This window comes from Stenotrophomonas sp. G106K1 (genome assembly GCF_037969685.1).
GTDB classification, from domain to species: Bacteria; Pseudomonadota; Gammaproteobacteria; order Xanthomonadales; family Xanthomonadaceae; genus Stenotrophomonas; species Stenotrophomonas lactitubi.
Genome location: NZ_JBBPFR010000003.1, coordinates 25559 through 48146 on the forward strand (window position 1 = coordinate 25559; position 22588 = coordinate 48146).

Below are 22588 nucleotides of genomic sequence, written 5' to 3' on the forward strand. Positions count from 1 at the left end.
AATCGGGTAGTGCCGACCGCTGGCCGGCAACCCGGTGTGTCGCATCCACGCATGGCGTGGATCTACTGATCAATGAAGTCGTAATCGCGATCAATCAACTGCTGCAGGTACGCATCGAAGCTGGGTGCGATCACTGCATAGCTGTCCGGGTCATGCAGATAGCGCACCACCTGGCCGACGCTGCCGCCCGGCGCGGGATCGAAATCCAGATACAGCATCGAGGTGCCGCCGTTGTTCATGCAGTGCGAGAAGCACAGGCGGCGATTCATCGGCAGGTCGGCGTCGATGCCTTCGCCGAGGATGTCCGGTTCGTCATCCAGCCATTCTTCGTAGATGGATCGGATGCTGTCGTCCCACTGCTGCTGGTCCTCGAAGATCTGTGCCACCGAGCGCAGGTAGTAGGGATAGTCGCCCACGTCCGAGCCCAGCATCAGCACACAGACCTCGCCTTTCGGGTATTGGCGATAGTGCGTGCCATCCACGCGTGACAGCAGCTCCACCAGGCTGTCGGGAACCTGCGGCCACTGCGCGCGCAGGCGTTGCAGATCGGCCTCGCTGGCACCTTCGGTCCATGCCCATTGCGGGGCATCGTCCTGGGGCAAGCGCGGGATCAGGCCAGACAGAAAGCGTTCGACAAGGTTCATGCAGAGAGGGAACGGAGGGGATCAGGTCGTATCCAACCACACCTGCGTCACGCAGCCAATGCAGAATGCGACGCGGGAGGGGCAATTACGGCTTAGTTCCCTCCGTCCCCTTTTTCTGGAGCAGGCGCATGAACCGTTGGCGTTGCGGCGTGGCGATGGTACTGGGGCTGGCGGCGATGCCAGCGTTTGCGGCAATGAAGACGCAGCCGGTGGAGTGGAAGCACCAGGGCACGACCTTCAGTGGCGTGCTGGTCTATGACGATGGCGACAACGACAAGCGCCCGGGCCTGGTGATGGTGCCGAACTGGAAGGGCGTGAACGAATCGGCCATCGAGAAGGCCAAGCAACTGGCTGGCGATGACTACGTGGTGCTGGTGGCCGATGTGTACGGCAAGGGCGTGCGACCGAAGACCGATGCCGAGGCCGGGCCGGTGGCCAGCAAGCTGCGCAACGATCGGCCGCTGCTGCGGGCGCGGGCACTGGAGGCGGTCAACGTGCTGAAGGCACAAGCGGGCAGGGCACCGCTGGACGCCAGCCGGATCGGCGCGGTGGGCTTCTGCTTCGGTGGCACCACGGTGCTGGAACTGGCCCGCGCCGGCGCGCCGTTGGCGGGTGTGGTCAGCCTGCATGGCGGGCTCGGGTCGCCCTTGCCGGCGCAGGCCGGTGGCAGCCACCCGTCGGTACTGGTGTTGAACGGCGCCGACGACAAGAGCGTGACCGCCGAGGACATCGGCAGCTTCCAGAAGGAAATGGACGCGGCCAAGGTGGACTGGGAGTTCACCAACTACAGTGGTGCGGTGCACTGCTTTGCCGAGCGCGATGCCAACAGTCCGCCGGGCTGCCAGTACAACGAGCGTGCGGCGAAGCGTGCCTGGAAGGCGCTGGATGAATTCTTCGAGGAGCGGTTCATGTAGTGCCGACCAACGGTCGGCACCCACCGATGTTTCAGTGCCGACCGTTGGTCGGCACTCCTTCATCAATGCGAACGCTGTACCGCGTAGCGGGCCAGGCCGCGCAGGGCGGCGACGGCATCGTTGTCGGCCAGGCCGTCAAGCGCGCGTTCGGCGGCCTCTGCATATTCCTCGGCACGACGGCGGCTGTATTCCAGGCCTCCGGTGGCGTGGATCGCCGCCAGCACTTCCGGCATCGCCGAGGCGTCACCGTTCTGCACGATCGCGCGCAGGCGCTGGCGGGTGGCCTCGTCGGAATGGGCCATGGCATGGATCAGCGGCAGCGTGGCCTTGCCCTCGGCCAGGTCATCACCGAGGTTCTTGCCCAGCTCGTCGGCGTTGGCCGAGTAATCCAGCACGTCATCGGCAATCTGGAAGGCGTAGCCCAGGTGCATGCCGTAGTCGTACAGGGCCTGCTGGGTGGCTTCATCGACGCCGCTGGCCAGTGCACCCAGGCGCGTGCCGGCGGCGAACAGCACCGCGGTCTTGCGCTCGATCACGCGCAGGTAGGCGGCTTCGTCGGTGTCTGGGTTGTGCACGTGCAGCAGCTGCAGCACTTCGCCTTCGGCGATGCGGTTGGTGGTGTCGGCCAGGATCTGCATCACCGACATCCGGTCCAGCTCGACCATCAGCTGGAAGCTGCGCGAGTACAGGAAGTCGCCCACCAGCACACTGGGCGCGTTGCCCCACAGTGCATTGGCGGTGCTGCGGCCGCGCCGCAGGCTGGATTCGTCCACCACGTCGTCGTGCAGCAGGGTGGAGGTGTGGATGAACTCGATGATCGCTGCCAGCTGGTGGTGCTCGGGGCCGGCGCCGCCGACCGCATGGCCGGCCAGCATCACCAGCATCGGCCGCAGGCGTTTGCCACCCGCGGAGATGATGTGGTCGGCGATCTGGTTGATCAGCACCACATCCGAGGACAGCCGGCGGCGGATCAGGGCATCGACGGCAGCCATGTCGGCTGCGGCAAGCGACTGGATCTGGGACAGGCCCAGGGCGGGACGGGTGTCTTCGGTGGTGGTCATGCGATCAGGCTTTCAGGCTCATCCCTGATTATAGGCGTTGCCTGTGAATTGGGGCGGATGGCGTCACCGACGCGTGAGCCGGACCGGCCGGGCGTGAATACGTATGCAGGCAGCGCCATCGCCGGGGAGCCGCCGCTAAGCTTGCGGGAGTAGGATTTCAGCCCGCTTGCAGCGGGTCCCGCATGCCCGGAGGGGGGCTGTCGATGTCGCACTATCCATGGTGGCGCGGAGCCGTCATCTACCAGATCTACCCGCGCAGTTTCCTCGACGCCAACGGCGACGGGGTAGGCGACCTGCCGGGCATCATCCAGCGCCTGGACCATATCGCCGCGCTGGGCGTGGATGCGATCTGGATCTCGCCGTTCTTCCGATCGCCGATGGCCGATTTCGGCTATGACATCGCCGACTACCGCGATGTCGATCCGCTGTTCGGCAGCCTGGACGACTTCGACCGGCTGCTGGCCAAGGCCCACGGCCTGGGCCTGAAGGTGATGATCGACCAGGTGCTCAGCCACACCTCGATCGAGCACGCCTGGTTCCGCGAGAGCCGCCAGGACCGCAGCAACCCGAAGGCGGACTGGTATGTGTGGGTGGATCCGCGCGAGGACGGCACGCCCCCCAACAACTGGCTGTCGCTGTTCGGCGGCGGTGCCTGGCAGTGGGAGCCGCGCCGCGAGCAGTACTACCTGCACAACTTCCTGGTGGACCAGCCGGACCTGAATTTCCACCACCCGCAGGTGCAGCAGGCGACCCTGGACAACGTGCGCTTCTGGCTGGACCGGGGCGTGGATGGCTTCCGACTGGATGCGATCAACTTCTGCTTCCATGACGCGCAGCTGCGCGACAACCCGCCCAAGCCGGCCGACAAGCGCGTCGGCCGCGGCTTCAGCGCGGACAACCCGTACGCCTACCAGTACCACTATTACAACAACACCCAGCCGGAGAACCTGCCGTTCCTGGAGCAGCTGCGTGCCCTGCTGGACGAGTACCCGGGGGCGGTGAGCCTGGGCGAGATCTCGTCGGAGGACTCGCTGGCGACCACCGCCGAATACACCCAGGATGGCCGCCTGCACATGGGCTACAGCTTCGAGTTGCTGGTCAACGACTACAGCGCGGCTTACATCCGCGACACGGTGTCGCGTCTGGAAGCAGCGATGACCCAGGGCTGGCCGTGCTGGGCGGTGTCCAACCACGATGTGGAGCGGGCGGTCAGCCGCTGGGGTGGCCATCCGGCCGACCCGCGCCTGGCGCGGATGCTGGTGGCGCTGCTGTGCTCACTGCGCGGCTCGGTCTGCCTGTACCAGGGCGAGGAGCTGGGCCTGGCCGAGGCCGAGGTGCCGTTCGAGGCGCTGCAGGACCCGTACGGCATCACCTTCTGGCCGAACTTCAAGGGACGCGACGGTTGCCGCACGCCGCTGCCGTGGATCGACGCGCCGCAGGCCGGCTTCACAACCGGCAAGCCGTGGCTGCCGATCCCGGCCGAGCACCAGGCTGCGGCCGTGGCGGTGCAGGCGCAGGATCCGCAGTCGGTGCTGTCGGCCTTCCGTGGTTTCCTGGCCTGGCGCAGCACCCAGCCGGCCCTGCTGCACGGTGACATCCGGTTCCTGGACAGTGCCGAACCAGTGCTACTGTTCGAGCGTATGCTTGCAGATGAAACTCTCCTGCTGGCCTTCAACCTGTCGGCTGAGGCGGTGACCCATCCGCTGCCGGTGGGTACCTGGCAGCAGGTGGCCGTACCGGGCCCGGATGCGGGGACGGTGCAGGGCAATGAACTGCAGCTGCCGCCGCGCGCGGTGTATTGCGCACGACGCAGCTGACCGATTTCTCCGGTGGCGGTACTTGCGGGGACGGGGCCGAAGCGCCCCGTCCCTTTTTTGTGGGCGCGGTTGCGGTGTAGAGCATCCACGCATGGCGTGGATCTACCGGGCTGGGTTGCTGTGGGCGGCATCCACGCATGGCGTGGATCTACTGGGCTGGGTTGCTGTGGGCGGCATCCACGCATGGCGTGGATCTACCGGGCTGGGTTGCTGTGGGCGGCATCCACGCATGGCGTGGATCTACCGGGCTGGGTTGCTGTGGGCGGCATCCACGCATGGCGTGGATCTACCGGGCTGGGTTGCTGTGGGCGGCATCCACGCATGGCGTGGGTGCATCGGGGGAGACGTGGCGGTGTGCGGCATCCGCACGTGGCAACGGTGCACCGATGTCAGTAGATCCACGCCATGCGTGGATGGGCCTTGCCGATCACCTGCCGGCACACGCGCAAAAGAAAACCCGCTGCCTGCGCAGCGGGTTTTCGATTGGGTGCCGGCCAGCGGCCGGCACTACCGTGCAGGTCAGAACTTGTAGTTCACGCCCAGCATGTAGGTGCGGCCCCACTCGATGTACTCCAGTGGGCGATCCTTGGTGCCGGCGTAGGTGCGGTACGGCTCGTTGGTCAGGTTACTTCCCTGCAGCAACAGGGTCAGCCCGCGCAGGCTGCTGCTGTCGCTGAAGGTGTAGCTGATCTGCGCATCGGTCACGTTCTCGCCCACCACGTAGCGCAGGGTGCGGTTGCCGTTGAAGTTGCCGATCTCGCCGATGAAGTCCGAACGACGACGCTGGCTGACGCGTGCTTCAAAGCCACTGCGCTCGTAATAGGCAGTGAAGTTGTACACGCGCTTGGACAGGCCAGGCAGGCTGATCGGGTCGGTGCCCACGCTGGACGCGCTTTCCGGATCCAGGATCTGGATGTCGCTCTTGTTGAAGGTCGCGCTGGCCTGCACGCCGAAGCCACGCAGGCTGTCGGTCAGCATGTCCAGCGGGAACGATGCGGTCAGCTCCAGGCCCTTTAGGGTGCCGCCCTTGCCATTCACCGGGGTCGAGAAGGTGCCGGTGGGCAGCACCGGTACCACCATGCCCGGCGGCGGCACATAGTCGCCCAGCAGGCCGGTGAAGTCGTAGTTGTCCACCGACTGGGTGTAGACGTAGCTCTTCAGGTCCTTGTAGAAGATCGCGGCGGCCACGTAGGCCTTCTCGCCGAAGTACTTCTCGTAGGACAGGTCCAGCGCAGTGGCGCGCCACGGGTCCAGCAACGGGTTGCCACCACTGCCGCCGGGGCGGCCGGTACCGGTATCCACGCCGAACTCCAGGCCCGCGCGCATCTGGTCCACGCGCGGGCGCGCGACCTGCTTGGCTGCAGCAAAACGCAGGGTCTGCTCGTGCGGGAACATGAAGGCCAGGTTCAAGCTGGGCAGCCAGTCGTTGTACTTTCGGCCGTCCGAGTAGGGCTGGATGTTGTTGCCGGCCGCCTGCGAGCTGTCCCAGTAGCGCGAGTCCGAGCTCTGGTCGGTGTGCTGCATCTGCACGCCGATATTGCCGCGCACGCCGACCACGCCGATGTCGGTGTTGATGTTCAGGCGCGCCCAGGCGGTGGTGATCTTTTCCTGCACCGTCCACGACTTGGGAATCAGGTAGTCCAGGTTGTCGACCGGGTTGAAGGTCATGTAGCGACCGACTGCGCCCGGCACGTTCCAGGCCGGGATGGTGCCCAGGCCGGCGAAGCCGAGGTTGACCGGGCGGTACTGCAGATCCGATGCGATGTTGGCATCGCCCTGCGCGCCCAGCAGGATGTTGCCTTCGGACTGGGTCTTCACCTTGCGGCGGTCGGCATAGTTCACGCCGATATCCAGATCCGGTGCCCACGACGCCATCGCTTCGGGCAGGGCGATGGTCGCGGCCAGCTTGCCGCCTTTCAGGCGGTCTTCCACCTTCGGCACCTTGCCGTAACCAGAACCGTAGATGGTGTTGGTCAGGAACAGCGCGTCCGGGTTGGAGTAGTCCAGGCCCGGGCTGATCTGCGAGAAGCCATCCTGGCGGAACTGCACACCGACCGTATCCAGCTGCGGCATCGGCGTCAGCTGCAGGTTGTTTTCCAGGTTCAGCTCGTCACGGGTGGCCTTGGAGTAGTTCAGGTCGGCGACCAGCTTGACGCTGCCGAAGGTGAACTCGTTGTTCCAGCCGAACGCATCGATCTTGTCCTTGCGCTTGTTGTACATGCCGCGCACCAGCGGGTACACGCCACTGGCGGTGCCACCGGTGAAGGTGCCACTGGCATTGACCTGCGGGTTGCTGACCAGCAGGCCCGGGGTGTAGCCGCCGTTGTAGTTGCTGAGGTTGAGCTCGAACTGGTTGGCGGTGTCGATCTGCTCCGCTTCGGTATGGAACGCGTCGAAGGTGCTGGTCCAGCTGTTGTTCGGCCGGAACTGGATCGTGGCCATCACACCGTCGCGCTTGTTGTTGCCGGTGCGGCGCAACGCCTTGATGCCATCGGTGAAGTAGGTGCCAGCGGCAACGCCGGGACGGTTGCCGTTGGTGGTGTGCTCGGTGGTCCATGGCTCGTACAGGCCCACCTGGTTTTCCTGGATCGGCATGTCGCTGTGCGCGTAGCCGATGGCGATGCCGAGCGTCTTGTCCAGGAACTGGTCGATGTAGCTGGCGCTGAAGCGGTTGCCATACGGATCGGTGTCGGCGGCGCGGCCCAGCGAACTCTTCTGGTAGCGGCCGCTGATCGCGATGACGCGGTCGGGGAAGCTGAGCGGACGTGCGGTCTGCATGTCGATGGTGCCCGACAGACCCTGGCCGACCAGCGCCGCATCCGGGGTCTTGTACACGGTCACGCCGTTGACCAGCTCGGACGGGTACTGGTCGAACTCGACGCCGCGGTTGTCGCCGGTGCTGACCACTTCACGGCCGTTGAGCAGGGTGGTGGCGAAATCGGGCGACAGGCCGCGCACGCTGATCACCTGCGCACGACCGGCCACACGCTGCGCGGCAAGGCCGGGCAGGCGCGAGATCGATTCGGCGATGCTGACATCGGGCAGCTTGCCGATGTCCTCGGCGGAGATGGCTTCGACCACCGAGGTGGCGTCCTGCTTTGTGGCGATGGCGCTTTCGATGCCGCGACGGATGCCGGTGACCTGCACGGTATCCAGGTTGGTGGCGGCGGTGCCGGTCGGCGGGGTGGTGGTCTGCGTGGTCTGTGCTGCTGCCAGCGATGGCGTCAGTACGACGGCCAACGCGATGCTCAGCGCACTGCGCTTGTGGTTCAACATTTTCCCCTCCCAGGCAATGTTGTAGTGCGATTCGTGGTCGTCCCGGTGCTGTCGAGGACGTGCGACGCGGTGGCCGCTGTCGTCGCCGCTATGGTAGGCAGCGCGTTCTTCGTGGGAATCACCCTGCATACGTATTCAATGGCGTTTGCAGGGTTGTAATCGCTTCCAGACCCCCGCCGCGGTAGCGCCGGGCCATGCCCGGCGAACGTCACGCGGGGGCGTTCATCAATCCAATGGCGTGAATCGAATGGCTTGCCCACCGCCCGGCGCCAGCACCAGGGTGAGTGAATCGGTGCTGCTGACCTCGCGTGTTTCGCGTTTGAAGGCGAAGGGGTTGCTGCGGAAATCCGCGCCGTCGCCATCGCGGTAGATCTCGGCGCGGTAACGCACGCCCGGCTCCAGGAAGCCCAGCGAGACGGGCAGCACGCGGCCATTCTCATCGGTGATGCTGCCGAGGAACCAGTCGCGGCTGTTGCGGTCGCGGCGCACGATCGTCGCGTAGTCGCCGACCTCGCCATCGAGCACGTGGCTCTGCTCCCAGTCCACCGCGACGTCCTCGATAAAGCGGAACGCGTCGCGGTGCTGCAGGTAGTGCTCGGGCAGATCCGCAGCCATCTGGATCGGGCTGTACAGCACCACGTACAGGGCCAGCTGGCGGGCCAGCGTGCTGGGGATGGCCTGGCCGTGGCGGCCCTTCAGGCTGAGGATGCCGGGGGTGTAATCCATCGGCCCGGCCAACATGCGGGTGAACACCAGGTTGACCTCATGCTCGGGCGGGTTCGGTGGCTGGCCCCAGGCGTTGTATTCCATCCCGCGCGCGCCTTCGCGCGAGATCCAGTTCGGGTAGGTGCGGCGCAGGCCGGTGTCCTTGATCGGCTCGTGCGGGTTCACCGACAGGTGGCGGCGGGCAGCTTCCTGCACCACCTTCAGGTGATGGCGGGCCATGAACTGTCCGTCGTGCCACTCGCGCCACAGCGGGCCGCCGGCCGGATTGCGGCGATCAACCTGGCCGTCGTCGCAGACGTAGCCGGTCTTGAACTGGTCCACGCCCAGCCGCGCATACAGGTCCAGCGCAGCATCCAGCTGGTCTTCGTAGTGTTCGATCGCACAGCCGGTTTCATGGTGGCCGATCAGGTGCACGCCCTTCTTCAACCCGTACGCCGACAGTGCTTCGATGTCGAAATCAGGTGTGGCGCGGGTGAAGTCGAAGTCGTAACCGTTGCCGACCCAGTTGCCGTCCCAGCCCGTATTCCAGCCTTCCACCAGCACACCACGGAAGCCGTGCGCAGCGGCGAAGTCGATCACCTTCCGCGTATTCGTGGTGGTCGCGGCATGCTTCGGTCCGGTCGCCCAGCTTTCTTCATCCAGGTGCATCGACCACCACACCCCCAGGTACTTGGCTGGCTTCACCCAGCTCACGTCGCCCAGCGCATTGGGATCGTTGAGGTTGAGGATCAGGTCGGACTCGACCAGGCCACCGGCGCGGTCGGCAATCTGCACGGTGCGCCATGGCGTGGCGAAGGGCAGGGTGCGGCGCACCTTCCAGCCTTCGGCAGAAGGCGAAAGCTGCGCGCGCAGGCGCTGGCCCTCGGTGCGGCGCAGCCACATGCCGGCGTAGTCGACCAAGGCCGCTTCATGGATGGCCACGTGCAGGCCGTCGTGGCTGCGCAGGGTCATCGGCGTGTGTACCAGCGGTACTTCCTGCAGCGGCGTGCGCTGGTACAGGTATTCGTAGTGGATCGGCTCGCCCGCGGGTATCCACCAGGCGGTGGACTCCGGTGCGATCGCGAACTCGGTCAGTTCGTCATCGATGATCGCTTCGCGCAGGTTTGGTTGCTCGGGGAACACGTAGCGGAAACCCAGGCCGTTGTCGTAGACGCGGAACACCAGGTCCAGCCGGCGCTTGCTGCCGGTGGTTTCGGCCAGGTGCACGGTCAGCTCGTTGAAGTGGTTGCGGGTGAGGCGGCGCTCGCCCCACGGCTGTTCCCAGCTGTCGTCGACACTGCGGCGTTCCTGCGTCAGCAGGCTGAAGTCGCGGTCGAGGCGACCATCCCGCAGTTCAAAACCCAGCTTCGAATCGGCCACCACGGTCTGGCCGAGACGCTCGACGCGGTAGCGCGCGGTACCGCCGTCCAGCACCAGGCTGACCTTCAGTACCTTGTCCGGTGATTCGACGCTGGCGATCTGCGGTGCAGCCGCCTGTGCCAGCGTGGCCAATCCCAGCAGGGCGAGGCCGAAGGCGTGCGCGAACACTGCGCGTACCGTTGTGGGTGACGTCGGCATTTCCCCTCCCAAGGCGCCGTTGACAGACCCGGACCATAAGCCAGCGCGGCAGGTGCGCCGGTACCGCGCGCCATGAATACGTATGCAGCTGGACGCAGCCGACAGCCCCGCGTCTACCATGGGGCCAGGGCACCTTGAGGGAGGTGCCGCGCCCGTACGCCGGCAACGGCAGTGCGGACCCACAACGGTGCAGAGAGGGAGGGAGGTCGACGGGCGCAAGCCGGTCTGCCGCTTCGATGCTGAAGATCATTTGCCTGACCGCTGCCCTGGGGGCAGCGCTGGGGACGACCGCGCACGCGGCCGACCTGACATTCGACGGCCACCAGGCGCGCGCCGAAGCCGCTGCCAAGGGCAGCTTCATCCTGCATGCGCCCAAGGGCGCGGTGCGCATCGCCGCCGCGCCCATGCGCAGCCACACCGGCAGCGTGATGTTCGATGCGCTGTTCGCGCTGGCCCAGCAGGAAATGGACCAGGACCGGGTGGAAGCCATCCGTGATCCGGCCTTCGATGAAGGCCGTCCGGTACCGTGCGAGTGCTTCCAGACCGGCGCGCGCTGGCCTTACGTGTGGACGCGCGACGTCAGCTTTGCTGCCGACCTAGCGCTGGCCAAGCTGGACCCGAAGCGCACCCGGCAGTCATTGCAGTTCAAGCTGTCGGCGGCGCGCGACGGGCATACGCCCGGCCTGTTCGTGGCCCAGGACACCGGCTCCGGCGGCAGCTGGCCGATCAGCAGCGACCGCGTGGTGTGGTTCCTGGCCGCACGCCACCTGCTGGATGATCCTGCGTTTGCCGAGCAGGTATGGCAGGCGCTGCAGGGCACGCTGGCGCAGGATCGAGCGATGGTGTTCGACGCGCAGATGGGCCTGTATCGCGGCGAGACCTCGTTCCTCGACTGGCGCGAGCAGACCTATCCGGACTGGACACGCGAGGACGTGCGCTTCATCGGCGACTCCTACGCACTGTCCACCAACGTGCTGCATTACCAGGCGCTGCGCCTGGCGCAGCAGATGGCCGCGCAGCTGGGCGACGAACGCAGCGAGCAGTACAAGGCCTGGGCCGACGCACTGGCGGTGCAGATCGACGCACGCTTCTGGCGCGAAGACATGGGCCAGTACATGAGTTACATCGGCGAAGCGGCGCACCCGGTGCCGTACGCCAAGATCGATCTGCTCGGCCTGTCACTGGGCATCCTCGCCGATGTGCTGCCTGCTGAGCGTGCGCGCCGTGCGCTGGCGGGCTATCCGATGGGTGCTGCCGGCAGCCCGGTGGTGTGGCCGCAGGAAGCGCAGCAGCCGATCTACCACAACCGCGCGATCTGGCCGTTCGTCAGCGCCTACTCGCTGCGCGCGGCGCGCAAGGTGGATGATGCGCCGCGCATCGCCACCGAGATCCGCTCGCTGATGCAGGGGGCGGCGCTGGCCGGCTCCAACATGGAGAACTACGAGCTGGTCACCCAGGCCGTGCACGTGGACGAAGGTGCCTTGAGTGGTCCGGTGGTCAACTCCGAGCGCCAGTTGTGGTCGGTGGCCGGCTATCTGTCGATGGTGACCGAGGGTGTGTTCGGCGTGCAGGACGACGGTCGCGTGCAGCCCAAGCTGCCGGCCGAGCTGGTGCCGGAGCTGTTCGGAAAGCAGAAGCGGATCAGTCTGGAGTCGGGCGGCAAGCGCTATGTGCTGGAGCGCCCGAAGCAGGCGGGTGCTGGCTTGCTGGTCGCGGGAAAGACGCGCACGCGTGGTGCCACGACGACCGTGCAGCTGGTCGCCGCGCCGGCAGCGGCGAGCCATGATGTGCCGCGCGCCGATGCCAATGCACGTGCACCGGCCGCACCGCTTGCGCCGCAGGCAAAGCGTAGTGGCAAGGGCTGGACCGTCGCGGTCGCCGCCGGCCAGGTCCTTTGGGAGGACGGAGTCGCGGCCACTGCCAGCAAGGGCCAGGTGCGCATCGGCGATGACGGGCTGCAGCACTGCCTGAGCCTGACCCGTCGCGAAGGTGCACTGGAATCACTGCACAGCCCGATGGTCTGCGTCGGCCCGCAGCAGGTGCTGCGTGGCAGCCGGCAGTGGCAGTTCAACGCTGCCGGGGCGGGCCACGTACGCCTGCGCCTGCAGTACAGCAACCCGAACGGTCCCATCAACACCGGTGTGACCGCGGCGGTGAAACAGCTGGCCGTGCAGTGCAAGGGCCAGCCGTCGCAGCGGCACACAGTGGCTCTGCCGCACAGCGTGGCGGCGCAGGACTCGACCGCTGCAACCTTCGCAGTGCCCAAGGGCCGATGCACGGTGACCCTGGAAGAGGGCTTCAACATGAGCGCGCTGCAGCACTTCGCGCACTACACCGGCGGCAAGGGCGGGCGTGACGGCGTGCTCAACCAGGCCCAGGTGCAGGCGCTGAAGGTCGCGCCGGTAGCGGCAGCAGAGGACGCACGATGAGTCGTCCTGCAAAGCCGCAGTTGTCGTTCTGGCAGATCTGGAACATGTGTTTCGGCTTCCTTGGCATCCAGTTTGGTTTTGCCCTGCAGAATGCCAACGCCAGCCGCATCTTCGAAACGCTGGGTGCGGACATGGAGGCGGTGCCGGGGCTGTGGATCGCCGCACCGCTGACCGGCCTGCTGGTGCAGCCGGTGATCGGCTACCTGTCCGACCGCACCTGGACGCGCTGGGGACGGCGCCGCCCGTTCTTCATGATCGGCGCGGTGCTGACCACGCTGGCCCTGCTGGTGATGCCGAACTCGCCAACGCTGTGGATCGCGGCCGGCACGCTATGGGTGCTGGACGCCTCGATCAACGTGTCGATGGAGCCGTTCCGCGCCTTCGTCGGCGACCAGCTGGCACCGCGGCAGCGCCCGGCCGGCTATGCGATGCAGAGCTTCTTCATCGGCATCGGCGCGATCGTGGCCAGCTTCCTGCCCTTCATCCTGGCCCACTTCGGCGTTGCCAACACGGCAGTGGCGGGGGAGGTGCCCGATACCGTGCGCTATGCGTTCTACTTCGGCGCGGTGGTGCTGCTGGTGGCGATCACCTGGACGGTGGTCAGCACACGCGAGTATTCGCCCGACGAGCTGGCCAGCTTCGATGACGCCGAACCACCGGCGCACCACGCCGGCACTGCGGTCACCGGCCCCGCGCCGTGGGCGAAGGTTGTGCTGTGGCTCGGTGTGGGCGTGCTGCTGGCGGCGCTGATCGCGTGGCGCCAGGGCGACAAGATGCTGTACGTACTGGCCGGCCTGTGCGCGGGCTACGGCGCACTGCTGGCGGCGGCGCGGGTACTGCCGGGCACGCACATGCTGGCAGCCATCGTCGGTGACCTGCGCGCGATGCCGATCACCATGCGTCGGCTGGCCTGGGTGCAGTTCTTCTCGTGGTTCGCACTGTTCGCGATGTGGATTTTCACCACGCGTGCGGTAGCTGGCATGCACTTCGGTTCCACCGACGTCGAATCGGCGGCCTACAACGAGGGCGCAAACTGGGTGGGCGTGCTGTTCGGTGCCTACAACGGCTTCGCGGCTCTGGCCGCGCTGCTGATCCCGCCAATGGTGCGGGCGATCGGCCTGCGCTGGAGCCACCTGGTCAACCTGTGGCTGGGCGGGGCAGGGCTGATCTCGATGATGTTCATCGACGATCCGCAGTGGCTGCTGCTGTCGATGGTCGGCGTGGGTTTTGCCTGGGCCTCGATCCTGTCATTGCCCTATGCGCTGCTGTCGGACAGCGTGCCAGCGGCGAAGATGGGCGTGTACATGGGTATCTTCAATTTCTTCATCGTGATCCCGCAGCTGGTCGCGGCCAGCGCGCTCGGTTTCGCCCTGCGCGCATGGCTGGGAGGCCAGCCGATGCATGTGCTGGTGCTGGGTGGCTGCAGTCTGTTGATTGCCGGCCTGTGCGTGTTGCGGGTTCCGTCCCGTCCGGAGGTGGTGTGATGCGTGGTGCCCTGTCTGTTGCTGTATCCCTTGTGCTGTTCGCTGGCCACGCCGCGGCTGCGCCACGCCCGTCCTATGTCGGTACCACCGAACCGTTCGCCAGCGACGCGGTGTATTTCGTGGTCACCGACCGCTTCGTCAACGGTGATTCGTCCAACGATCACCGCGACCAGGGCGGCAAGCACCGCACGTTCGATATCCCGGTGCCGTGCCCGGACAAGGTGGACGGCAACATCGGCTATCTCGGTGGTGATTTCCGCGGCGTGCTGGATAACGCCGACTACATCCGCAACCTCGGTTTCGGCGCGGTGTGGATCACGCCCATCGTCGACAACCCGGATGAGGCCTTCACCGGCAGCAAGCCGATCAGCTGCACCAGCACCCTGACCGACCGTGGCAAGACCGGCTACCACGGCTACTGGGGCATCAACTTCTACACACTGGACGAGCACCTGCCGAGCAAGGACCTGGACTTTGCCGGGTTGACCAAGGGGCTGCACAGCGCCGGCCTGAAGGTGGTGCTGGACATCGTCGGCAACCACGGGTCGCCGGCATGGACCATGCCCAAGCGGCAGCCGCAGTTCGGCCAGATCTTCGACAAGGACGGCGCGCTGATTGCCGACCACCAGAACCTGCCGCCGCAGAAGCTGGACCCGAAGCACAATCCGCTGCACGCGTTCTACAACAACATCGGCCCGGTCGACAGCAAGGACGGCTCGATCTTCGACGGCAACCTGGCCGAGCTGAGCGATTTCAACCAGGACAACCCGGCGGTGATGGACTATCTGGTGGGTGCCTACCTGCAGTGGACCGCGCAGGGCGTGGACGCACTGCGCATCGACACCATCGGCTGGCTGCCGCATCCGTGGTGGCACGAGTTCGTCAACCGCATCCGCGCGCAGCACCCAGGCATGTTCATGTTCGGCGAGGCGTTCGACTACAGCGCGGCCAGCATCGCCGAACACACCTGGCCGGCCAACGCCAATGTCAGCGTGCTCGACTTCCCGCTGCGCGGCGCGCTGGAACAGACCTTCGGCACTGCCGGCAAGGGGTTTGAAACCCTGTCCGAGCCGCTGCACCTGACCGGTGGCCCGTACGCCAACCCGTACGAGCTGATGAGCTTCTACGACAACCATGACATGCCGCGCCTGCAGGCCAGCGACAACGGCTTCATCGACGCGCACAACTGGCTGTTCACCGCACGTGGCATTCCGGTGGTCTATTACGGATCGGAAACCGGCTTCATGCGCGGCCGCGCCGAGCACGCCGGCAACCGCGCCTACTTCGGCCAGCCGCGGGTGGATGCCGCCCCGCAGAGCCCGATCTTCGCGCCGCTGCAACGCATCGCCAAACTGCGTGAGGCCACGCCGGCGCTGCAGCGCGGCCTGCAGGTGAACGAACGTCTGCAGGGCGATGAAGCGGTGTTCTTCCGCGTGCTGCAGCACGCCGACGTGGCGCAGACTGCGGTGGTGCTGTTGAACAAGGGCGATGCCGCGAAGACATTCAACGTGGACCGCTACCTGCAGGCCGGCATCTGGCGCGACGCGCTGGACGGTGGCGAGGTGAAAGTAACGGGGGCGCTGAAGGCGGAGGTGCCAGCGCACGGGGTGAAGGTGTTCGTACTGGATGCGGACGTGAAGCAGCCAGCGTTGCAGGCCGAGCTGGACAAGGCCGTGGCCGACCAGCAGGCGCGCGACCAGCGGCTTCGGAAAAGGTAGTGCCGGCCGCTGGCCGGCAACCCATGAAACCACGGCACCTGCAGGTGCCGGCCAGCGGCCGGCACTACCGGGATTGATCGCATCCGGCACAATAGGCACCCCCTGATGCCGCGCCCGCACTGCCATGACCGACCTTGCCCCGCAGACCCCGATCGAAACCCTGCTCAAGGCCGCGATGGACGGAACAGTGCCGATCCGGGCGTTCATGGAGGCCTTTGTCGCTTCCGAAGTGGTGCTGCTGACCGGCAGCCTGGTCACCCCCGATGGCAGCGGCTTCGATCCGCTCCTGTTTGACAAACAGGGCACCCTGCACGTGGCCGTGTTTACCGATCCGGCGCGGGTGGGCATCTACAGCCAGCAGGCCGAGCATCAGGTCCGCTGGCTGATGCTGGACGTGCTGCGTCGCGTGCCGGGCGGTTACGGCGTGGTGATCAATCCGGGCACCACGCTCGGCTTCGAGATCTCGCCCAGCGGCGTCGGCGAGATCCTGAAGGATTTCGCGCAGGGCTGACCGTTCTGTAGCGCTGGGCCGTCGCTCGTCTGCTTCCAATTGGCGGCCGTACGTGATCCTCTTGCACGACATAGGGATCGAGGCTTCGCCATGGAATTCAGGGTGCTACCCGCTGACGCGCCGGAAAGGCTGCAGCTGGCACAGTGGTACAACGCGCAATGGGGCCGGGACGCCGGCGTGTCGCTGGAGCAGGAACTGCAGCGGCTCAACCAGCCGCAGGATGCGGAAGGCTTTCCGCACCTGATCACAGCATTCGATGGCGGCCAGGTGGCAGGCGCGGTGCAGCTGAAGCGCCGGGAGATGCAGGCCTTGCCGCAGTACGAGCATTGGCTGGGCAGCGTGTTCGTGGCCGACAGTCATCGAGGCCGTGGGTTGGCAGGCAGATTGGTCGAACAGGCTGCAGCGCAGGCGGTGCGGATGGGCGTCTCGCATCTGTACCTGCAGACCGAAGCCTTGGATGGCGGCCTTTACGCGCGGTTGGGCTGGAGGCCCGTGCAGGAAGCCGACAACCACGGGTATCGCGTACTGGTGATGGTACGGGAGCTGGGCGCATGACCGCCGCTTCGGTACACCATTCCCGCCTGGCCCTGGCCTTCCTGATCGGCGCCATCGTCGCAGCACTCATCGCCATGCCGCTGTTGCGTGCAGTCGGTTTCGTGCAGTGGCCGGTGTTCGTCATCGCCTGGCTGATCAACCTTGGGGCGGCCTGGCATCTGGGGCAGTGGGCGCGGCAGCAGGGCCGTTCGGAGTTTGCCTTCATGTTGCTGGCTGCACTCGGCACCGTGGCGTCGATCGTGATCTACGTGCTGCTGGCGGTGCTGGGGCCGAAGGCCGGTTCGCAGAGCCCCGCAGCGTAGCCGAGGGCGTCAACGGGGAAGTACGGCATCCACGCATGGCGTGGATCTACTTCCGCCATCGCATCGTCCGGGATGATCCACGCCACGCGTGGATGCATGCCAGTAGATCCACTCCATGTGTGGATGCTTCCGCAAACGATGCCGGCCCACGGGCCGGCACCGTCGCTCACATCACATCGTCACCTTGCGCCGGTTGTCCTCGCTCACCCGGTCGATCAGCTTGTTGTACGGATCGAAGCCCGCCTCATCCGGCTTGGCATCCACCGTCACCGTGATCTTCGGCTCGGCCGTGGTGATGTGGTGGCGCTGCAGGTACAGCACCTTCTGGTCGCGCTCTTTGCCCGAGTGACCATTGGCGAACACACCGATCTCCACCCAGTCGTCCATGGTACCGGCGGTTTCCTTGCCCTTGCCATCGGCGTACTGCTTCCTGGCATGCAGGTCCAGGGTCACGTCGTAGCGACCGTCGGCACGCTTGCGCGCGCTGGCGGCCAACACCCGGTTGTCGTAGAAGCTCATCTTCTCGAACAGGTCGGTGACCAGCTGCTGGCGGTCGGCGGGCGTTTCGGCGCGGAGGTAGGCCAGCAGCTCCCGCGAGGTGGTGTACGGCGGCTGCTGGTAGCCCTTGTCCTGCAGGAAACGCTTCAGGGCGCGGTTGAGCGCCTCCTCGCCGATTTCCTCACGCAGGCGGTAGAATACCAGCGAGCCCTTCTGGTAGTGGATGTACTGCTGGTTCTCCACACGCTCCAGCGGCAGCTCCTCGATGGCTTCACCTCCGCGCCCGGACAGGTAGCCATCCAGCTCGCGCTTGAGGAACTGGCGCATGTGCTGGCGACCGTATTCCTGCTCCATCACCATCAGTGCCGAATACTGCGACAGCGACTCGGACAACACGGTTGCACCCTGCACGTTGGCGCCGATCACCTGGTGCGCCCACCACTGGTGCGCAACTTCGTGGGCGGTCACGTAGAACACATAGTCCACCTTGTCCGGGTCGCGCAGGTCGGCGATGAAGCCGATCGATTCAGAATAGGGAATGGTGTTGGCGAAGGACTGGGCGAAGCGCTGGTAGCCCGGGAACTCGATGATGCGTACCTGGCGATGCTGGTACGGAGTGAAGTTGGCTTCGTAGTAGGCCAGCGACTTCTGTGCCGCGTCGATCATGCGGTCCACGTTGTAGCCATGGGCGGGATCGAAATACACCTCGATCGGGATGTCCTTGTATCTCGCCCGGCGAACCTCCCAGCGTGCCGACAGGTAGGCATAGAAGTTCAGCATCGGCCGGTCCATCGCATAGCTGAAGCAGCGCCGTCCGTTCACCGTGGTCTCGTGCTGCAGGTAGCCCGGCGCCAGTGCCACCTGGTCCGGTGCCGTGCAGATGGTGCTGCGGAAGTCGAGCCAGTCGGCGTCGTTGGTGACGTAGTTGTTCGCGCGTGCGGCTTCGTCTTCCAGCTTGGGCATGCGCCGTGGCTCGCCGAGGTCACGCTTGCGCCGCTCATTGCGGTCGCTGATCTCAACGCCTTCGTTGTAGCCGAAGGACGGCAGTATGCGGCTGTTGAAGAAGCTGCCGTTGTCGACGATGTTGCTCGGCGCCTGATCTGCGGTGATGCCATGGGGCTGCTGCACCACACGGAAATGGATGCGGCGCTCTTCGCCCGGCTGCAACGGCGTGGCCAGGCGATAGATGCGGTAGCCAAGGTCGGCGTCGTGCATCGACAGCGTCTGTCCGCCGAGGTCGACGGCCACCAGCTGTTTGTCGTCGGACGCGGCCACGTGCACCTCCTGGATGGGCGCGGTGTGGGTGTTGCGGATCGTCCAGTTGGCGTCGATCACCATCGACTGGGTCTCGGGATGCAGGTCCACCCGGTTGTCCACGGCGATGATGCGCGGCTGCGGCAGGTTGCGGTATTTCGACAGTTCGCGTTCGTAACGTGCCTGCAGGTCCAGCTGCTGGTCCGGCGAAAGGAAATCGTTGCGGATGTTGGTGCTCCAGTACAGCCACCCGCCAACCGCGATGAACGCGACGGCGGCCAGCGCTGCCATCGCGCCGGTGGGGCCACGCAGGCGTCGCCCGGCCAGGGCAAGCCGTTGGCGCAGGCCCTGGCTGACGCCACGTACCCAGAACGCCGATGCCAGGTACATCAGTGCCAGCAGGAACAGCGCCCAGTAGCCCTGGAAGGCCAGTTGCCCGGTCAGGAAGTGGCCGTAGCCGTTCATGTCCGAATAGGGGGCAATCGGCCAGCTGCCGAAGTTGTAGATGTTCTGGGTGTAGTCGAGCATGCCCAGCACGCCTTGGCCGATCATCACCACGACCAGCAGCGCGTAGCCGAAGAACTTGTTGTTGGTCAGCACCTGCAGCACCAGCGCCAGACCGCCCATCAGCACGTACACCACCGAATCCAGCGCAAGACTGCGCAGGTACAGCAGCGGCTCGAGATGGGTGTAGCCCTTGGCCAGCTGCACGGCCATGGCTGCCAGCGCGCCGGCCGCCTGGAAGCAGGCGATCACCGCCAGCAGTGCGACGAACTTGGCCAGCAAGGGCACCCAGTTGGGTACCGGCATCGCATCGTTCACCTCGTTGATGCGTGCGCCTCGCTCCTTCCACACCAGCTCACCGGCGAAGAACAGCACGATGATGATCAGCAGCCAGCTGAAGGCGCCCTGCAGGGCCATGATCATCTGCGAGGTGACCGGCCAGATGGAGGTGCCGTACAGCGTCTGCCGGAACAGCGCGGACGGCAGGAAATTGGCCAGGCCCAACACCAGCAGCACGATGAAGGGCACGCTGCGCAGTACCCCGCATGTATCGAAGCGCACCTGGCGCAGGAACTGCCGCCACGCGGTGCCTGTACTGAACACCGGCGTCACCCGCGGCAGCGTGGTCGTTGCCGGCCGCAGCGGCGCGGGATCTGCTGATGCCACTGCCTTGCCGCGGCCCCAGCGCCGGCGGCCGCTGCCGCTGCGTTCGGTGCGGAACAGGGCGAAGGTGGCTGCGAACAGCGCGGCGGCCACGGTCAGCCACAGCACCCGGTTGGTCAGCAGGTAACCGGCCAGTTCCGGAATGCCGCTGTTGCGCTCTTCGGTGGACCAGTAGCGGATGGTGCGCGACAGCGCACGCATGCCCAATGGCTCGGTCAGCACCGCGATCCAGGTGTTGTCGATGTCGCGCAGCAGGGCGGCGCTCACCCCGTACAGCACGAAGTAACCGACCACGCCGATGTACACCCACAGGATCGAACGGGTGGTTACCGCCAGCAGCGACAGCAGTGCCGTGGTGAACAGCAGGTTGGGAATGACCACCACCGCGAAGGTCCAGGCATAGCCGGCCCAGTTGGTGGGCCCCAGGCGCTCGGTATCGACCCAGGGCATGAACTGCGCCACCAGTATGCCAACGGCGATCAGCACGTATACCAGCAGGCCCGACACCAGCGCTGCACCGATGCGCCCGGCCAGATAGTGACGGCGTTTGATCGGGCTGGCGAAGATCAGTTCGGCCGTGCCCAGTTCGAAGTCACGCAGCAGCGCGTTGCTGACAAACAGGGTGGACACCAGCATGCCGAGCAGGGTGAAGATGCCCAGCATCGAGGCGACGACGGTGGGGGCATTGCTGTGCACGTTGCCGCTGCCGCCCCCGATCTGCACCGCATCGCTGGACGCGGCGCCGAAGGCGAGCAGAGCGAACAGACCGGCAAACAGCCACAGCAGCGGGGAACGCAGCTGCTCGCGCAGCTCGAACCGGAAGAAGTCGAGGGTCATGGTGTACTCCGATCAAGCTGCACGGGCACGCGCCTGCAGGCGCAGGCGCTGGAAATACACGTCTTCGAGATCGGGTGCGACCGGCGCGAAGCCATCGCCCGGGTCGCTGGCGCTGTGCACGTGGATCACCGGACGGCCACCGACCAGGCGCGAGGACAGCACCGTGTAGCGCGCCTCATGGTCAGCCAGTTCCGACGGGTCCACCTGCTTGCGCCAGACCTGCTGCTGCAGCGCGTCGATTGCATCGGTGGGGCGGCCGGTCAGCAGCACCTGCCCCTTGTTCATGATCGCCATGGTCGGGCACAGGTCGGTCACGTCCTCGACGATGTGGGTGGACAGGATCACCGCCACGTTCTCGCCGATGGCTGCCAACAGGTTGAGGAAGCGGTTGCGTTCTTCCGGGTCGAGCCCGGCGGTGGGTTCGTCGACGATCACCAGGCGCGGGTCGCCCAGCAGCGCCTGGGCGATGCCGAAGCGCTGGCGCATGCCGCCGGAGTAGGTGCCCAGCTTGCGCTTGCGTGCATCCCACAGGTTCACCTGTTGCAGCAGGCCATCGACCACCTCGCGGCGCTGGCCACGCTGGGTCAGGCCCTTCAGCACGGCAAAGTGTTCCAGCAGGTCCAGCGCGCTGACCTTCGGGTACACGCCGAAATCCTGCGGCAAGTAGCCCAGGCGACGGCGCACGGCGTCCTTGTCGCGCAGCACGTCGATGGGTGTTTCCCCTGGAATGCTCAGGGTGGCACTGCCGCTGTCGGCCTCCTGCAGCGTGGCCAGCGTGCGCATCAGCGAGGATTTCCCCGCACCGTTGGGCCCGAGCAGGCCGAACATGCCGCGGGGAATATCCAGGGTGACCCCGTTCAACGCGTGCACGCCGTTGGCGTACGTCTTGGACAGCGAATCGATCTTCAGCATGCGACGTACACCTTTCCGTGTGTTGATCTGCTGTTTATCGCGCTGAACAGGGGGGCGTCATGCCCCTTTGGTCATGGTGCCGTCAGGCGGGGGCGTCAGCGCAGCGCAGGGGGCTGGATATACTCGTTCAGCCCTGACGCGGAAAAGGACATCCGGTGCGCATCGCATTCTGGTTCAACTGGTTGCTGCTGATCTCGCTCAGTATCGGGTTGGCACTGTCGCTGGCCGATTTCCGTACTGCCACGCACTACGTATCGGCACCGCTGCTGCTGCAGCCGGGCACGCAACTGACGCTGGAAACCGAGCGGCTGTTGCCGGGCAGGCCGCAGTTGTCGTTGACGTTCCGGAGGCCCCCGCCCGACTACGACCAGCCGGACCCGGTGCTTGGCAACTGGCAGAACAGTCAGTACGACGGTTTCCTGCGCTTCCGCACGCCCGGCGAGCCGATCAGGCTGAAGGTCGAGCATGACGGTCGGCACGCGCTCTATCGGGCGATGCCGGTCAGTTCGCATGGCGCGGGCGAGGTGACGCGCGAATTCACGCCGGACGAACCCGGCGCGTCGCCCACTGATTTCCGATGGCCACCACCGGCCCCGCCACTTACGCTGGGTGCTGGCACCCTGCGCCTGAAGATCACCGTGGTGGAGGCTGGGCCTGGCCTGCGCGGAGAAACCGCGACACTGGGCTTGGTGCCGGGCCTGCAGATGAAAATGGCCGACGCCGACTATGGTTGGCTGCCGCTGCTGTTCTTCGTCAAGCAGGGGCTGCAGCTGCTGCTGGCGCTGTACGCGGTGCTGATGCTGGCGTGGAGCTGGCACCGGGGGCGCGCTTGGTGGCGGGCCAGGGCAGAGTCGTGAAATCTTCCTGAATGCGTTGGCATCGGTGCGCTGGATCACACAAAGCGTCTACAGGGGCGCCGATAGGCT

Annotated in this window: 15 protein-coding genes; 9 read left to right on the forward strand and 6 right to left on the reverse strand. The window is 66.0% G+C overall.

All coding sequences use genetic code 11. The annotated features are described in order from the left end of the window. Positions 1 to 62: 62 nt before the first annotated feature. The gene (locus WKB25_RS04185) at positions 63 to 644 is read right to left on the reverse strand and encodes an SMI1/KNR4 family protein (protein WP_340568871.1); all 582 of its coding nucleotides are present in this window, start codon (positions 642 to 644) and stop codon (positions 63 to 65) included. Positions 645 to 772: 128 nt separating this feature from the next. Here WKB25_RS04185 and WKB25_RS04190 point away from each other — a divergent pair, with 128 nt between their 5' ends. Further along, entirely contained in the window at positions 773 to 1558 is a 786-nt protein-coding gene (locus WKB25_RS04190; RefSeq protein WP_340568872.1) for a dienelactone hydrolase family protein, read from the forward strand. A 62-nt stretch (positions 1559 to 1620) separates the two neighbouring features. Here WKB25_RS04190 and WKB25_RS04195 read toward each other — a convergent pair whose 3' ends face one another. Then, on the reverse strand, positions 1621 to 2619 hold the full coding sequence (locus WKB25_RS04195) for a polyprenyl synthetase family protein (protein WP_340568873.1): 999 nt from the start codon (positions 2617 to 2619) through the stop codon (positions 1621 to 1623). A 203-nt stretch (positions 2620 to 2822) separates the two neighbouring features. Between WKB25_RS04195 and WKB25_RS04200 the strand changes: the two genes are divergently transcribed. After that, positions 2823 to 4436: an alpha-glucosidase family protein gene (locus WKB25_RS04200; RefSeq protein WP_340568874.1), complete on the forward strand. Its 1614-nt coding sequence runs from the start codon at positions 2823 to 2825 to the stop codon at positions 4434 to 4436. Positions 4437 to 4955: 519 nt separating this feature from the next. Here WKB25_RS04200 and WKB25_RS04205 read toward each other — a convergent pair. Together WKB25_RS04205 and WKB25_RS04210 are read right to left on the reverse strand one after the other, a co-directional pair. Then, a complete protein-coding gene (locus WKB25_RS04205; protein ID WP_340568875.1) occupies positions 4956 to 7712 on the reverse strand; it encodes a TonB-dependent receptor in 2757 nt (918 codons plus the stop codon). Positions 7713 to 7937: 225 nt separating this feature from the next. Continuing rightward, positions 7938 to 9995 (reverse strand): glycoside hydrolase family 97 protein, encoded by a 2058-nt coding sequence (locus tag WKB25_RS04210; RefSeq protein ID WP_340568876.1) that lies wholly within the window; start codon positions 9993 to 9995, stop codon positions 7938 to 7940. 236 nt (positions 9996 to 10231) lie between these two features. Between WKB25_RS04210 and WKB25_RS04215 the strand changes: the two genes are divergently transcribed. The 6 genes from WKB25_RS04215 (at position 10232) to WKB25_RS04240 (ending at position 16994) form a co-directional block, all read left to right on the forward strand. Continuing rightward, positions 10232 to 12424 (forward strand): Six-hairpin glycosidase-like protein, encoded by a 2193-nt coding sequence (locus tag WKB25_RS04215; RefSeq protein ID WP_340568877.1) that lies wholly within the window; start codon positions 10232 to 10234, stop codon positions 12422 to 12424. Then, positions 12421 to 13908 (forward strand): MFS transporter, encoded by a 1488-nt coding sequence (locus tag WKB25_RS04220; protein WP_340568878.1) that lies wholly within the window; start codon positions 12421 to 12423, stop codon positions 13906 to 13908. Before WKB25_RS04215 ends, WKB25_RS04220 begins: the two co-directional genes overlap by 4 nt. Continuing rightward, positions 13908 to 15626, forward strand: coding sequence for an alpha-amylase family glycosyl hydrolase (locus WKB25_RS04225; RefSeq protein WP_340568879.1), 1719 nt, complete (start codon positions 13908 to 13910; stop codon positions 15624 to 15626). Before WKB25_RS04220 ends, WKB25_RS04225 begins: the two co-directional genes overlap by 1 nt. 124 nt (positions 15627 to 15750) lie before the next feature. Beyond that, the gene (locus tag WKB25_RS04230) at positions 15751 to 16137 is read left to right on the forward strand and encodes an SseB family protein (protein ID WP_340568880.1); all 387 of its coding nucleotides are present in this window, start codon (positions 15751 to 15753) and stop codon (positions 16135 to 16137) included. Positions 16138 to 16227: 90 nt separating this feature from the next. Continuing rightward, on the forward strand, positions 16228 to 16692 hold the full coding sequence (locus tag WKB25_RS04235; protein WP_340568881.1) for a GNAT family N-acetyltransferase: 465 nt from the start codon (positions 16228 to 16230) through the stop codon (positions 16690 to 16692). Next, positions 16689 to 16994, forward strand: coding sequence for a hypothetical protein (locus WKB25_RS04240; protein ID WP_340568882.1), 306 nt, complete (start codon positions 16689 to 16691; stop codon positions 16992 to 16994). Before WKB25_RS04235 ends, WKB25_RS04240 begins: the two co-directional genes overlap by 4 nt. 171 nt (positions 16995 to 17165) lie before the next feature. Here the strand turns inward: WKB25_RS04240 and WKB25_RS04245 are convergent, their stop codons facing one another. Then, positions 17166 to 20750 carry a M1 family aminopeptidase gene (locus WKB25_RS04245; RefSeq protein WP_340568883.1) on the reverse strand — a complete coding sequence of 1195 codons (3585 nt, stop codon included), beginning with the start codon at positions 20748 to 20750 and terminating at the stop codon, positions 17166 to 17168. A gap of 12 nt (positions 20751 to 20762) precedes the next feature. Then, positions 20763 to 21662, reverse strand: a complete 900-nt coding sequence (locus tag WKB25_RS04250; RefSeq protein ID WP_340568884.1) for an ABC transporter ATP-binding protein — start codon at positions 21660 to 21662, stop codon at positions 20763 to 20765. Between the two features lie 155 nt (positions 21663 to 21817). Between WKB25_RS04250 and WKB25_RS04255 the strand changes: the two genes are divergently transcribed. After that, a complete protein-coding gene (locus WKB25_RS04255; protein ID WP_340568885.1) occupies positions 21818 to 22519 on the forward strand; it encodes a hypothetical protein in 702 nt (233 codons plus the stop codon). The last annotated feature ends 69 nt before the right edge of the window (positions 22520 to 22588 follow it).